Consider the following 15,786-nt stretch of genomic DNA (forward strand, 5'->3'; position numbering starts at 1 on the left):
TTAATTAAAAAAGGGGCAGGATTTTGATTTATTGAGCAATCAAATTTAGATAGAGCATATCCTGCCCCTTTGAGCTAATCAAACGGATAAAAAAATCAATGAGAGCCTGAGCTGGGTCACAGCCCAGGCAATCTTATGGTTAAGTTGGTTATTTTACAAGAATTTAATCCACATCCCAGAACAAACTTGTCGTAAGCAGGTCTCCACCTATGACCGCAGCTGCGCTTTCATAATTGGCCCTGTTCAAGGTTTGCTCGGAAATAGGGTACGTCAATCTTACGGGGACAGTTGGAACAAAGGATTGAGGTGGGGCTTCTAAGGTTGGATAATCCAATCTTCTGTACTCTGTCCACGCTTCCAATCCTTGGTTGAACAATGCCACCCATTTTTGCATACCTATTTTTTCTTCCCAAGTACCGGGAGCGCTAGTATATGCTACTTCTGGATTAGCCAAGTAGGCAGCTGCGCTGTCTCCAAGTCCGTAATAATCAAAATTTGCCTGTATGGCCGCATTGTAGTGCGATTCTGCATCGGTCACCCCAGCGATTCCTCTTTCAGCTGCTTCTGCCAACAAAAATTCTATTGTTGCATAATCCAAAAGGATTACCGGAGTGGTAGGCTGATAGAACAGTGTTCCAAATCTGGAGAAATCAAAATAAGCTACCACAAGGCCGGATTCTGAACCTCGATACACACCATCTGTGCCATCTACTTCTTGAAAGAAAACTGATCTTCGTGGATCTTCCAATTCGTTCATGTAGTCGATAAAAACATCTGTTCCCACAAAGTCCCTACGGTTACCTACTGCTAAATCCGTCCAAAGTTCAGCGGTATTTGGCTGTGACTCCAAATGCTCTATTTGTGCAATATCTGCATTTGAGGTAAAGATATTTGGCAAGGCGGTGGTTATGGCATCGTTGGCCAAAGTAGGATTGGCGTCAATGATCCTCATTCCCATTTGGAACAATAATGAACTTCCAAAACTGCTCCAGCTGGCCACATCTCCATTATAAAGAAGGTCTTGACCCCATGAAGGTTGGGATGCATCCAAAGCACTGATGGCTGCGGTCAACCTTGCAATCAAATCAGTGTAGATTGCCTCTTGATCATCATATTCTGGTGAAATGTTATCCACATCCAGTGCTTGTGAATAGGGAATATTTCCAAAAGACTCCACAAGTTTGGACCATGTATACACCTGAACAATCTCAATGATCGCCAATTGATTTTCGTTTGCGGGAGTCAGACTCTCAGCACTTTGAATTACTTCCTCACTTTGGCGAAGGTTGTTCAAGATATCCATATACACCTCGTTCCAGGTAAAGTTGGAATAGTACGTGGTTCCCTCGTTATAGGTTACAGAGGAAATTTGCTGCACCAACAATCTGGTTGTATTAAATGGGTTACCATTGGCCCCATAGGTGATACCGCTCATGGTATCGGACAGATTTTTCACGGCATTGTTGAAAAAGGTCTCCGCCGGAGCCTCTGTTGCGTTCTTCACGTCCACGTTCATGTCTTCCAAATCACCGGAACATGAGAAAAACAGTGCCATTAAAATTATGATATAATAGTTTTTCATTTTCTGATTTTTTTGGGTTTAGAATTGAACTTGTAGGTTAAAACCGATATTTCTTACCGTAGGCAAAACCCCGTTTTGAGAACCTTGCAAGTTACCGGAACTCAATCCAGCTTCTGGGTCAGCATATGGCAGGTTCTTATGGATGATCCACAAATTGGAACCTGTTAACCCCAATCTTAACGATTGAATGCTAAGTTTGTCCATAAAGGCCATTTTTGGGAAGTTATAGTTCAAGGCAACTTCTCTCAACTTCACATAAGATGCGTCGTATACGAAGTGCGCCTGTGGTGCCATAACACTACCTGTTGCATTTCTGTAATTATCCATTGCAGTTCTAACGGTGTTTGGAGATCCATCAGGAGCTACACCGTCCAATATGATTCCCCCGCCATCGGCCAAGGAGTTTCTTATTGGATTGCCCAAATCGTTAAGTCCTACAGACCAAGCGTACAGCCCTGAACGGTTACCTGTTGAGATATCGTTCGAATACACATCTCCGCCACTTTGGATATCGATCAAGAAACTCAAATCAAAGTTTTTGTACCTTAACTGGTTGGTGATACCCGCTGTCCAATCTGGGGTAATGTTACCGATTACGTTGTTGGAAGTGGTTGTACGCTCGTAAGCACCAGTTTCTTGGTTTATTAAACGTTTTCCATCCACGTAAATGTAATCGGTTCCTTGAATGGTTCCATAAGGTTCCCCCACTGTTGCATTAATGGAAACTCCACTTACCGTTCCCAATTGTAGGTTGCTACCACCTTCGAACAAGGAAACTACCTCACTCTGGTTCTTTGCCCAGTTTACATTGGCTTTCCATTGAAAATCCTCCGTTTTTACGATGTCTCCATTAATGGCCACCTCAATACCCTTGTTCTCAACTTCTCCAGCGTTCACAAATCTAGAAGAGTATCCTGTTGTGGTTGAAATGGCCACAGGGATGATCTGATCCTTGGAATTTGTTTGGTAAAGAGATAGATCAAAGCCTAATCTACTGTTCAAGAATCTCATTTCAAGACCTGCTTCGTAACTGATAGTTGTTTCGGGCAATAGGTCTTCGTTGTTCTTGGTATCGTTTGTTCCGTACAAAGGAACTGCTCCAAATGGTGTCGGTTTGTTCAATACATCGATCAAACTGTTTGCTGGTGCGGAACTACCTACCTCTGCATAGTTTAAACGAAGTTTACCAAAACTCAACCAGTTTTTGTCCACTAAATTGGAAAACACAAAACTGGAAGAAATGGATGGATAGAAATATGTACTGTTCTCTTCTGGCAATGTAGAGGAATGGTCAAACCGTCCTGTTAAATCTACATAGATCAAGTTATCGTAACCGAACGAGGCCAGACCGTAATATCCATCAACTCCAACTTTCTCCACATTCTCTATGGGTGCTGGTGGTAAGTTCAATGAATTTGAAAGGGAGAACAAATCCGGAAGTACCAATCCACCGTTTGTTTCGGCATATATGGAACTTAAGTCCGTTCTTCTGATATTGGCTCCCAAAACACCGCTGATGTTCAACTTGTCTGTAACATATTTGTTGAAGTTGATCATCAAATCATAGTTTTCTTCACTATAGTTGATGTTTCTCCTGGAATATCTTCCCACGGCACCAGCTGTACCTACATTATTCCTTTCTTCTTGAATAAAGGAATAGGTATCCAAGGAGACCCTACCTTCCACATTCAACCAGTCGGTGAATTTATATTTTGCGGATACGTTTCCAAAAATCCTACTACGGGAATCGTTCTGATAGTTTTCGTAAACGACCCAGTAAGGGTTATCGATTGTACCTCCCATAAATGGGTCAACATTGGTTCCCGTGTTGAAATAGGCATCCTTCAATTCGTCTATACCAACGTTCATGGCCCAGTACCTTCTCATGGATGAGATTACGTTCTGTGCATTGGCACCAGTTTCACTACCTGTCCTATTTCGTCCCAAGGCATCGGTAAGGATATAATTGGCACTTCCCGAAACGGAGAACTTATCGGTAATATCAAAAGTTGTATTGATGGAAATGTTGTCCCTGGTCATATTACTGTTAGGCATCAACCCATCTTGATTGAAACGGGTATAGGCAATCCTATAGGTTGCCTTATCACTTCCACCAGCAACCGCAACACTATTGGTCATAGTTACGGGGGTTTCAAAGAAATCGATCAATCTGCTTTCCGGAGCAACCCATGGACTTGGTTGGAGATAATACGGAGATCCTTCGTAAAAGGAATCCCATTGATATACCATTAGATTGGGATCAAACTGCGCACCATAAGAACCATATGCGGTAGCTGGTGTCACCAAATCCAATTCCCCATCGCCATTCACATCTTGGTCATTGAAAAAACTCATTCCATCGTTACCATAAACAGGACCATATCCTGTACCGTACTGATATTGGAAATCTGGCCATGTGGATTTATCGATGAATCCCATGGTAACGTTTGAGTTGATAGTTACTGTTGGTTTTTGTTTTGCACCGGCTCCAGATTTAGTGGTAATGATCACCGCACCGTTTGTGGCCCTAGAACCATAAAGTGCCGTTGCGGCCGCACCTTTAAGTACGTTAATGGATTTGATATCGTTCGGGTTGATATCCGAGGCCATGTTACCGTAATCGAAACCACCGGTACCACTCTGCTGATCGGCAGTGTTGAAGTTGGAGTTGCTCACAGGAACACCATCCACAACGAACAAGGCTTGGTTGTTACCTGTTAAAGAGGTACTACCACGAATTACAACGTTACTGGATCCGCCCATGTTGGTGTTGTTCTTGATCTGTACCCCGGCAATTTTACCGGACAATGCGTTCACCACGTTATCGGTGGGAGTTCTGTTAACATCTTCGCCATCAACTTCTTGCGTTGCATATCCCAAAGATTTTTTCTCTCTGGAAATACCAAGGGCGGTAACTACAACCTCATCCAACTGTGCGGAATCTTCTTGGAGTTCAATAGTGATGGGACCGCTACCCGTAACTTCGGTCTCCGAAGTCTTAAAACCGATGTAGGACACCACTAAAATGTCTCCTGGTTCGGCCTCTATGGTAAAATTTCCATCAAAATCCGTTTGGGCACCGTTGGACGTTCCTTTAACCATAACGTTCGCACCCAATAAAGGTACCCCGCTAAAATCCACGACCGTACCTGTTACAGTACTCTGTATTATTGGCTTAACGGGTTCCGTCGAAGAAAATCCATCCGATGATTTTTTACTTGCAGATTTCATCAGTATGATTTGTCTACCACGGATTTGATAAACCACTTTAGTGTCCCTGAACAAAAGCGTCAGGATATCCTCAACTTTTTGGTCTTTTGTCTTTAAACTTACTTTCTTTTTTAAAGGGATTTGACTGTACTCATACATAAAACGATACTCGGAACGAGACTCGATCTCGCCCAATGCGCTCTCTATGGTAACTTCTTCTAAATCAAGTGAAAGCTTTTCTCCTTGCGAATCGGAGTTAGCCGCCTTAATTTGGATTATCGAAGCAATTATTAGAAAAATGGTCAATTTGGTTGATAAACCATTCTTCAAGAATCTCTTTAAAAAAAGAATTCTAGATGGTTTTTTTTTCATAATTTTGAGTTGATTTAATTAGTTTGAATCGATATTTATTACACACAGTTCAAGAGAGGGAATGGGCCAACATTCCCTTTTTTTGTGTGCTTTTTTTAATAAAAAAGTCATTTCATTGGCATATATATTTTAGTATTAATAGTTTATCGTTTGGTTGTTATCTATCTGTTACTTTATTTTAACATCCTTCTTTTTACCTTTCTTACCATCAACAAACTCATACTCAAAAGGTGTTATAATCCTTAAGGCCTCAAGAACATCCTCTATTTTTTCTACATTTCTATTGAACCTTGCACTAAAAGTCTGTCCAACAATACTGTCGTTGGTGTTTTCTATTTTCACATTGTAGGTCCTCTCCAAACTTGCAAGCAATTCGGTAAACGGTGCATTCCTGAAAACAACCTCTCCATTAACCCAACCGGTATGTAATGAAACATCTACTTCTTCTACCTCGATTATTCCCTTGTCCCTGTTCCATGCACCTTTTTCTCCAGGTTTCAACAAAATCCTGTCAGAACTGTTTTCCGAACGTGAAAGACTCACCGAACCTTCTACCAATACTGTGGCCACTTCATTCTGATCGTCATAGGAAGACAGATTGAATTGTGTTCCCAATACTTCTATCTCAACTTCCTTGGAATTGACCACAAACGGACGCTCTTCATCCTTGGTCACATCAAAATAAGCCTCACCATAAACCAACACTTCCCTCCTACCTTTTTCAGGAAACTTTACAGGAAATTTGATTCTTGTTCCTGAGTTTAAATAAATCTTGGTGCCATCTGACAATACAAGCGTGAACATTTTCCCGTTGGGTATATTGAGCTCATTGTAAACAAAGTCCTTGATTTCTTCATTAGAACCATAAATTAGTGTATCCCCATTATGGATGGCCACTGTTTCACCTGATGGAAGTGTAACGGCATGGCTACCATGTGACTCTATCAAGGTTCTATCCGAACCCGTATCCAATGTTACATGCATATCGTCCGTATCGGACAATAGGACATCATTTTTATTATCACTTAGCCACACATAACCTATTCCCAAAGAAACGACCCCGATAAAAATAGCGGCATACCTGAGAATCCTTTTCGGATATAGTTTTTTGAGCTTACCTTTTGACATTCTAGCCTGCAAGGATTTCCAATCCTTATCCACATCCAAACCTTCCAAAAGTTCCAAAGATTCGTCTACCAAATCCTCTTCAATAATACGCTCGATCAATTTTTGAGTGAAATCTTCGAACTCCTTGTCAGATTTATCCTTCCAACCGGTCGACTCCTTCAACTTTTTTAAAAGTGTACGCAATGTTTCTTTCTTATGCATTCGATCATTGTTCTCATTTATTAGATAGTATTTTATTGAAATAGGGTGACAATCATCAAATATTTTTTTAAAAATCAATAATTTTTTCAACCATTTTGGGTAATGATCAACTTTAACTTTATATTTCGGTAACTTTAAATTTATATGAATATCCCCCGAAACCTCAATTTATGAGATTTAAGGTTGAAGAGCTTTTTAAAGACAACTATCCACTTTTGTGCTTGGTTTCCTTTTCCATAGTAAAGGATAAGGATATTGCAAAAGACATTGTGCAGGACTTTTTTGTTTCGTTTTGGAACAAAAGAGAGTCGATCACGATAAATATATCTTTTGAGGCCTATGCAAAAAAATCCGTCAAAAATTTAAGCTTTCAATATTTAGAAAAGAAAAAAAGGGAGCAAAAGCTACTGGATACTTTTGAAACGGACCCTAGTGCTCCGGAACCTAGATCGGACCGACAAAACAATAAGTTGAATGATTTAATAAATAAATTGCCCACAAAAAGGAAAGAAATTTTCGTATCGGTCGTAGTGGATGGAAAAAGCTATACTGAAATTGCCGAAGCCAACGGTATTTCAGTAAACACGGTAAAAACTCAAATGAAAAGGGCCTATGCGTTTTTAAGGTCCAACAAAAAAGAAGATTTTATCTCCTCAATTCTTCTGATCTTGCTCTCCCAAGTGGTAGAACAACTACCTTCAATTTGCTGATCACGATTTTTCTACACCATGACGGTTCTGTGATTTTTTGAGCCATTTATCAGGCTGGCTGTCTTAATCCCATATAACACTTCCATTATTTATCAAAAACGACAAAAAACAACCTTCTGTCACCCTAAATCTATATTTTTTTAACATAGTATTGAACAGTGTTATTAAATACGGATTGTTTATGCCCATTTTTCACAATCATGGGTTTGACCAACCACCAACCATTTAAACCTTAAATCATGAAAAAATTATTTTTTGCAACACTTCTTTTGCTCCCTTTGCTGATGTGTGCCCAGACCATTGGAGCACCTGACAGAAAACCGGGTGAAGGAGAAGGTCCCTTTGACCGGCTTATTATTAGAGGTGCCATTTTAATTGACGGTACCGGAGGTCCTGCTTCAGGGCCCGTGGACATTATAGTCGAAGACAATAAAATTGTGGATATCGCAAGAGTAGGTGTTCCAAAAGTACCTATTGACGAATCCAAGCGCCCAGCACTGGGCAATGGCAAGACCAAGGAAATAGATGCTACCGGAAAATATGTGATGCCAGGTCTTATAGATCTGCACGTACACACTGGAGGTGCTCCAAAAGCTCCTGAAGCAGAGTACGTATACAAATTATGGATGGCCCATGGAATTACCACAATAAGAGGCGTTCCTTTTGGAGACTTGGAATGGTCGCTCAAAGAAAAAGAAAGAAGTGCCAAGAACGAAATTGTGGCCCCAAGAATGGTCTCATTCCATAGGATCGGAACTGGAAAAGAATGGAAAGGACGTAAAATCCTAACTCCTGAAGATGCCAGGGAATGGGTTCGCTACGCCAACAAGAAAGGTGTGGACGGGCTAAAACTTAGTTCACATCGCCCAGAAATTATGGAGGCCGTACTCGATGAAGCCAATTCATTGGGAATGGGGAGCACCGCCCACCTTGCACAAAGCGGGGTGGCACAAATGAACACGATCGATGCAGCTAGATTGGGACTTACCAGCATGACCCACTTTTATGGACTATTCGAATCCATGTACGAAAACAACGATGTACAGCCTTGGCCGGTGGATATTAATTATGGAGATGAACAGCACCGTTTTGGCCAAGTTGCCCGCCAATGGAACCTGGTAAAACCGGGAGGTGAAAAGTGGAACGCACTTCTTGATGAATTTTTAAAACTGGATTTCTACATCAACCCTACCATGACCATCTATTCAGCAGGGAGGGATGTGATGAGGGCACGTAATGCAGACTGGCATGAAAAATACACATTGCCCTCTTTAATGGATTTCTTTTCCCCCAGCCGTACAAGCCACGGTGCATATTGGTTCGACTGGACCACGGAAGACGAAGTGGCATGGAAAAAATATTATCAAGTTTGGATGCAGTTCCTAAACGAATACAAGAACATGGGTGGAAAAATCACCCTAGGTTCAGATTCAGGTTTCATATACCAACTATATGGTTTTGGGACAATTTTGGAACTTGAAATGTTCCAAGAAGCAGGATTCCATCCATTGGAAGTTATTCGTGCCGCCACAATGCACAGTGCCCAAGAAATCTTTAAGCCTTTGAAGAAACCTATCGAATATGGTGTAATCCGCGAAGGCTTGTTGGCCGATATGATCATTGTGGACGAGAATCCCCTTCAAAACCTAAAGGTACTATACGGAACTGGCGCCGTTCGTTTGAACGATGAAACCGCAAAAGTGGAAAGAGTTGGTGGAATAGAATACACCATCAAAGATGGTATTGTATATGATGCCAAAAAGTTGCTGAGCGATGTGGAAGCTATGGTGAACAAGCAAAAACAAGAAAGAGGTGAGTAATACCTTGAGATTTTATTTAAACAATACTATTTCTAAGCGATTGTGAAGGAAGTTTGAGCCTTTCATGAAGCTGTAAAAAGGCCCTGAAACAGGGCCTTTTTTTTTGCTAAAAAATGAAGAATTTATCCCTATCGATTTTTCATATTCAGATGTATAATCGACCATATCCCTTTATGAACCAATTGAATACGAAAATTAAATTGTTGGATGTAGAAAGGTCGCCGAACTTTAGGCCATACAAATTCAAGCCAAGTACGTACATAGTATTTTCAATGAGACAATCTAAGCTCTCATTGGCTTTCTTTCAATGAGGGAAATAAAGTCATCTTTGATGCCATCACAAATGGCTACGGAGTTGTAAGTACAGTTTTTCATGTTTACAGGATCAAAACTGTACATTTTTATCTTAGAGGGTTTAAATTCCTTGCACTGCAAATGAGTAAACATGCTAAGCGCTGCTTTGGAGGTAGAATAGGCAGTAAGACTATATCCCGAATAACAAAAACTTTCATCCTTCATCTTATTGATGTCCCCTAAGGAGCTGGTGATGTTGATGATTCTAGGTTCTTCACTCTGATTCAATAAAGGCTTAAGTGTTTGTATGGTTCGAATGATAGAGAAAAAATTAATCTCATAGACCTCCTTTATATCCTCGATATTGATCTGATCTATCTTGTGGCCAAAACCATTGACAATTTCAGCATTGTTGATCAGCAGATCTAATTTGCCGTATGATTCCCTAATGGTATGTTCAAGCACACGCAAACTCTCTTCCGAACTAAAATCGGTTTTCAAAAGCTGATATCCGTGTAAATCCTCCCCGTCTTTGGAGAGTAATTCAAAGCTTTTCCCGCATGCCGCAAGCACAACCTCATACCCATTCTCCAATAAAATCTTGGCAAACTTGTGGCCCAGTCCGTTACCTGCTTCCGTTACAACGGCAACATATTTATCATTCTTCATTACTCATTTATTTCATGTTACAAATTTAGCATATGGTTTTTCATTCTTAGTAGTATTTCTTTTCTCAATTTATTGTTGGTCAAATCGGTATCAAACTATTTACATTCTCCTAAATTGATTTGGCGTTACTCCGCTCAAATTTTTGAAGAACCTAGTAAAATGTGTCGGTTCTTGAAAATTTAGGCGATAGGCGATCTCAGCGATATCCAGTCCCGAATATTTCAATAGGCTCTTACTTTCCATCAAAAGCCGTTCCTGAATAATGTCCTTTGCACTTTTTCCTGTCAATTTCTTGATGGTCGTGGTCAGGTAGTTCGGTGTTATGTTCAATTCTTCCGCATAATCGCTCACGTTTTTGGTATCCACATACATTTTGTCCACCAACGCTTCAAACTGATTTGCAATGATCTGTGACCTGCTCAGGTGATTTTCAGTTGTTTTATGCCGCTCATGGATTGCCTTACAGAAATATAGTAAGGAACCGAGCATTCCCTCCAACATTTTCTCTTGATATGGGTGTGGGTTTTTAAATACCGAATGCATCCGCTCCATATCAAAATACAACGACTCATGTTCTTCTTTGGTGAGCATCAGCACATTGTTTTCGGACATTTTCAAAAAAGGAAAATCCTTCTGCAAATCCGGAAAGGTATTGATCAAAAACTCCTTTCTGAACATCACATAATACCCGGACATCTTTTCATCCCTAAACCAAGAGAACACCTGTCCTGGAACCACAAACCATAAAGGAAATTCATTCAATTCCAAGGTATCGGTATTGAGATTGAGTTGACTCTTTCCTGTATAGTTCAACAACCCTATCTGATAAAATCCTTGACGATAGGGCGGCATACACCTTCTCGATGAAGCTTCCATATCTTCTACTGGAAACACATCAAAATTGGGCATATGGCTCCTATGGGCAAAACCAATGGCCTCATGTAAATCGTTCGTATTTTCAAAAACAGGTATATCGGCCTTGTTCATATATCTTGTAGTGGATCGGCGCTATTTTTTGTCCAAAATATCCGATCCACCTTACAACCTAAGTTTTAATTGGCATCGGCACTGGCCAGATGCAAGTTTTGAAATTTAGTATCCAATTCATCTTCTGAAATGATTTCCCAACCGCCGCCCAAGGCCTTGTAAATGGCTATTAGGGAGGTCGCCGACGAAATCTCGCTTAAAGCTAACGCATTCTCAGCCTGCAACAAAGCGTTGTCAGCATTTAGGTAATCAATAAAACTGTCCAATCCAGAGTTAAAGCGCTGCCTGGCAAAGGTTGCTGCCTGAGCACTTGCCTCGGATGAAATACGCAAGATCTCCCTTCGTTCCAGCTCTTTGGTATAGTTTGCCAAGGAGGTCTTGATATCTTCCAGTCCCTGCAGTACCGCTTTTTCATATTGATTGAGTGCGGCAATGGCCTGTGCATCGTTTTGTTTGATCTGTTGTTTTACACGACCCAGATTAAAAGCGGCCCAACTGATACTGGGCATCAAGGTCCAAGTAAAAGATGGCTTTTCACCGAAATTCGCAAAATCGACTGCCGAAAATCCAACCGAACCACCAAACTCGATCTTTGGGTAGAGGTCGGCCACAGAGATATTATAGGCAGCAATGCGCGCCTGAAGTGCAGCCTCCGCCCTACGGACATCGGGCCTTCTTCTTAGCATTTCCCTAACATCGCCCAGAGCTACCGTTGCCGGTAGGCTTGGCAATGGCCTTTTGTCAACCACTTCATTTCCCAAATTTCCGGGAACCTCTCCAATAAGCACGCTTAAACTGTTCTTCAATGCCTCTATCCTGGCCTCCAAAGGTGGAATACTGGCACGGGTACTTTCCAATTGGGCCAATGCCCGGGATACATCAAGGCTGTTACTGGTACCCGCTTCCGTTAATTTGACCGTGAGCTCATAAGTTTCCTGTTGCCCCTGTAAGTTACGTTGAGCGATATCGAGCAAATATTGTGTACCGCGAAGCTCCATGTAATTATTGGCCACTTCGGCAAATATGCTTACGTACATTCCGTGCATATCGGCCAAGGCAAGATTACTATTGGCATACGCCCCTTTGATTCTATTGGTTACCCTACCGAAAAGGTCAGCTTCCCAAAAAGCGTCAAAACTTGCATTATACGTATTAAAGGTAGGGTTGCTGCCCTGAACAAATACATTCTCTCCCAAACGGGTACGGGTATAATTGCCATTGGCGGTCACCGTTGGCAATCGGTCCAATTTGTTTTCTTTGAGAAAAGCCCGTGATGCCTTGTAATTGGCCACTGCCGTATTGATATCCAGATTGTGCTTTCTGGCCTTTTCAATGAGCGTATCAAGAATGGGATCATTGAATTCTGACCACCATTCTTTTGTTATCGCTGCTTCGGTATACGCTTTCTCACTGATTTCCTTTGCTAGGAAATCCTGCTTTACACCAGCATCATTTTGAACATTGTAATCTCTCTTTGTGATTCCACAAGAGGCCAACAGGAATGTTATTATGGTTACTATTATTGAATTTTTCATTGTTGCTTGATTTTAATTTAATTGATGAACCAGCTCCTTATTCTCTCTTACATCCCTTTTTAATGACCATTTTCTGCCCAAATAATAGAATACAGGGGTCAAGAAAATTCCGAAAACGGTTACGCCGAGCATTCCACTGAATACGGCGATACCCAAGGACACGCGTAATTCCGAACCTGCTCCTGTAGCAATGGCCAATGGAACAACTCCCAGGATGAAGGCCATCGCCGTCATTAGTATTGGTCTCAATCGCAGTTTTGATGCCTCAATTACCGCGGTTTTCAGTTCTTCCCCTTGGTCCTCCAATTGTTTGGCGAACTCCACGATCAAAATGGCGTTCTTACTCGCCAGTCCCACAAGCACTACCAGTCCAATCTGTACCATGATGTTATTGTCCAATCCGGCCAAATCGACCCCGATCATTGCGGATAACAATACCATAGGCACAATAAAGATTACTGCCAATGGCAATACCAAGCTCTCGAACTGAGCGGCCAACAAAAGGAATACAAACACGACCGCCAATAAAAATGCTATACCTGCGGTATTGCCCGCTTTTCTTTCTTGATAGGCAATTTCCGTCCATTGATAGGATAAGCCTTGTGGCAGTATTTCCGCAGCCAATTCTTCCATCCGGTCCAACCCTTCACCTGAGCTATGGCCAGGAGCAAAATCCCCATTGAGAGAAGCTGACGGATACAGATTAAATCTTGGGATTCGTGAAGGTCCGGCAATATCCTCTTGTTTGGAAACGGTACCCAAGGGAACCATCTCACCTTTATCGTTGCGGACCTTTATCCTTGAAATATCATCGGGTGTCAACCGGTTTGGGGCATCGGCTTGGGCCGTTACCTGAAAAGTTCTTCCCAAGTAATTGAACTCGTTCACAAAGGCGGAACCCATGTAAATCTCCAAGGATTGGAAGATATCCCCCACATCGATTCCCAATTTTTCGGCCTTTACGCGGTCGATATCCAAGAATAATTGCGGGGTCTGGTTGTTGAAAAAGCTGAACACGTTGTTCAATATAGGGTCCTGATTGGCCGCCATGGCCAGCTCATTGGTAGCCTTGAGGAGTTCTTCCGTTCCCAGGTTCCCTCTATCCTGGACCATCATCCTGAACCCACCTGCATTACCGATACCCCTTACCGATGGTGGCGGGATAACCAATACAATGGCATCATCAATTTGGCTAAACTTTGCTCTTACGGTTCCCAACAGATCTTCATATGCCAGGCCTTTTTCATTTCTAATGTCAAAATCCTCCAAGGTCAAGAACACGGCTGCTGCATTGGATGCATTGGTAAACGATGCTGCATCAAATCCTGTGAAAGAAACGGCATTTTCCACACCATCAATATCCAAGCCCAAGTCAAGTACTTCACGGACAACCTTATCGGTTCTGGTCAGCGAGGAACCCGGGGGAAGCTGGACAATGGTAATGAAATACTGCTAGTCCATAGCCGGGATAAATCCTTGGGGCACCCTATTGAACTCAAATCCTGTAATGGCAATCAGTCCAAAATAGACTGCCATGACCATGGTGGCGGTACGTACCAATTTTTGCACCGCTTTTCCATAGCGCTCGGAAACCCAATCCATAAAAGCGTTGAAACGATTTCCAATAAAGGCCAACGGTCGTAACCATATCACCGTCTTCTTTGTTGAAGATCTATCCTCGTGCTTCATGAGCAATGCAGCCATGGCCGGGCTCAAGGTAAGGGACACGAAAACCGATATGGCAGTGGCAACGGCAATCGTCATCCCGAATTGCTTATAAAATTGTCCGGAAATGCCCTCTAAAAATGCAGTTGGAATGAAAACGGCTATCAAAACCAATCCAATAGCGACCAAAGCTCCCCCGACTTCGTCCATCGTCTTGAAGGCAGCTTCTTTCGGGGATAATCCCTTTGCCAAATACCTTTCCATATTTTCGACCACTACAATGGCATCGTCCACCACAATTCCGATGGCAAGAACCAATCCGAACAAGGTAAGGTTGTTCAGCGAGAACCCGATTGCCTGCATCACCGCAAAAGTACCGATGAGCGAAACGGGTATGGCAAGAATTGGAATGATGGCCGCCCTCCAGGATTGGAGGAACAAGAGAATCACCAAGACCACTAAAATTACTGCTTCAAAAATGGTACGGTACACCTCATCAACCGACTTTTGGATAAATTCAGTGGGATTGTACGCTATTTTATATTCAAGATCGTTCGGGAAACTTTTTGACAGTTCCTCCATTTTGTCCTGAATCTGAGAAGCAGTTTCCAAGGCATTCCCGCCCGGTTGTTGAAAAATGGGCATGGCTATGGCGGGGTCCTTGCCCAAATATCCTTTTGTGGCGTAGTTCTGCGCGCCAAGTTCTACACGGCCAACATCTTTAAGGCGAACAATTCTCCCATCCCCACTTGATTTGATAATCACATTTTCAAACTGTTCCGTGGTCACCAGTTTTCCTTGGGTCTGTATATTCACCTCAAAGGCCGATTGGCTCCCGGAAGGGAGGGCGTTCAACGTACCACTGGCAATCTGTACGTTCTGAGCCCTTAGGGCTGCGACCACTTCTCCAGCAGTGATGTCCAATGTCGCAATTTTATCGGGGTTGAGCCAAATGCGCATGGCATATTCGGCCGCTCCAAAAATCTGTATATCCCCAACCCCTTTGATACGGGCTAGTTCATCTTTGAGTTGGAGCACGGCATAGTTACCCATATAGGTCTGGTCGTAGGTCTTTTTCGGAGAATACATGTTCACTACAAGAAGCATATCCGGCGATATCTTTTTGGTGGTGATTCCCAACCTTTTTACCGATTCTGGCAGTCGTGGTTCCGCTATGGCCACCCGGTTTTGCACCTGTACCTGTGCCTTGTCGAGGTCTGTCCCCAATTCAAAGGCCACCTGTAGTACCACTCGCCCATCAGCTGATGATTGTGAGGTCATGTAGATCATATCCTCAACTCCATTGATCTCTTTCTCTAAAGGTGCGGCTACGCTCTCGGAAAGGGTCTGTGCGTTTGCACCGGGATAAATTGCCACGACCTCAATGGTTGGGGGCGCCACATCCGGGAATTGTGAAATGGGCAAAGAGACGTAGGCAAGCCCTCCCACAATCAGGATCAGTACGCTGAGCACTGCGGCGAATATGGGCCTTTTAATAAATATATGACTGAATTTCATTGTTTTTACTTTTTGATGCTAGTTCTCCCGGCACCCTTCCAAACACCTTTTTCAAATAGGGTTTGGAGGGCAATAGAAGTATGCTTTTTATTCGT

General features: G+C 42.4%; 8 protein-coding genes and 1 pseudogene. 2 read left to right on the forward strand and 7 right to left on the reverse strand.

Translation table 11 applies throughout. From position 1 onward, the window contains the following. Nucleotides 1-163: 163 nt before the first annotated feature. The 3 genes from J0656_RS05690 to J0656_RS05700 form a co-directional block, all read right to left on the reverse strand. Nucleotides 164-1,582, reverse strand: coding sequence for a SusD/RagB family nutrient-binding outer membrane lipoprotein (locus tag J0656_RS05690; protein ID WP_207032172.1), 1,419 nt, complete (start codon nt 1,580-1,582; stop codon nt 164-166). Nucleotides 1,583-1,600: 18 nt separating this feature from the next. Then, complete coding sequence (locus J0656_RS05695; protein ID WP_207032173.1) at nt 1,601-5,164, reverse strand: SusC/RagA family TonB-linked outer membrane protein; 3,564 nt, start codon at nt 5,162-5,164, stop codon at nt 1,601-1,603. Nucleotides 5,165-5,332: 168 nt separating this feature from the next. Beyond that, a complete protein-coding gene (locus tag J0656_RS05700) occupies nt 5,333-6,493 on the reverse strand; it encodes a FecR family protein (RefSeq protein WP_207032178.1) in 1,161 nt (386 codons plus the stop codon). A 170-nt stretch (nt 6,494-6,663) separates the two neighbouring features. Here J0656_RS05700 and J0656_RS05705 point away from each other — a divergent pair, with 170 nt between their 5' ends. Next, entirely contained in the window at nt 6,664-7,203 is a 540-nt protein-coding gene (locus J0656_RS05705; protein ID WP_207032179.1) for an RNA polymerase sigma-70 factor, read from the forward strand. A 239-nt stretch (nt 7,204-7,442) separates the two neighbouring features. Further along, complete coding sequence (locus J0656_RS05710; RefSeq protein ID WP_207032187.1) at nt 7,443-9,023, forward strand: amidohydrolase family protein; 1,581 nt, start codon at nt 7,443-7,445, stop codon at nt 9,021-9,023. 282 nt (nt 9,024-9,305) lie between these two features. Here the strand turns inward: J0656_RS05710 and J0656_RS05715 are convergent, their stop codons facing one another. From J0656_RS05715 to J0656_RS05730, 4 genes and pseudogenes are all read right to left on the reverse strand, one after another. After that, complete coding sequence (locus J0656_RS05715) at nt 9,306-9,986, reverse strand: SDR family NAD(P)-dependent oxidoreductase (RefSeq protein ID WP_207032188.1); 681 nt, start codon at nt 9,984-9,986, stop codon at nt 9,306-9,308. A gap of 99 nt (nt 9,987-10,085) precedes the next feature. After that, nucleotides 10,086-10,973 carry a helix-turn-helix domain-containing protein gene (locus J0656_RS05720; RefSeq protein WP_166248512.1) on the reverse strand — a complete coding sequence of 296 codons (888 nt, stop codon included), beginning with the start codon at nt 10,971-10,973 and terminating at the stop codon, nt 10,086-10,088. A gap of 65 nt (nt 10,974-11,038) precedes the next feature. After that, a complete protein-coding gene (locus J0656_RS05725; RefSeq protein ID WP_207032189.1) occupies nt 11,039-12,508 on the reverse strand; it encodes an efflux transporter outer membrane subunit in 1,470 nt (489 codons plus the stop codon). Nucleotides 12,509-12,520: 12 nt separating this feature from the next. Further along, nucleotides 12,521-15,691 (reverse strand): annotated as a pseudogene (locus J0656_RS05730) (efflux RND transporter permease subunit). Nucleotides 15,692-15,786: the final 95 nt, after the last annotated feature.

The sequence above is a fragment of the Flagellimonas aurea genome (assembly GCF_017313785.1).
Lineage (GTDB): Bacteria > Bacteroidota > Bacteroidia > Flavobacteriales > Flavobacteriaceae > Flagellimonas > Flagellimonas aurea.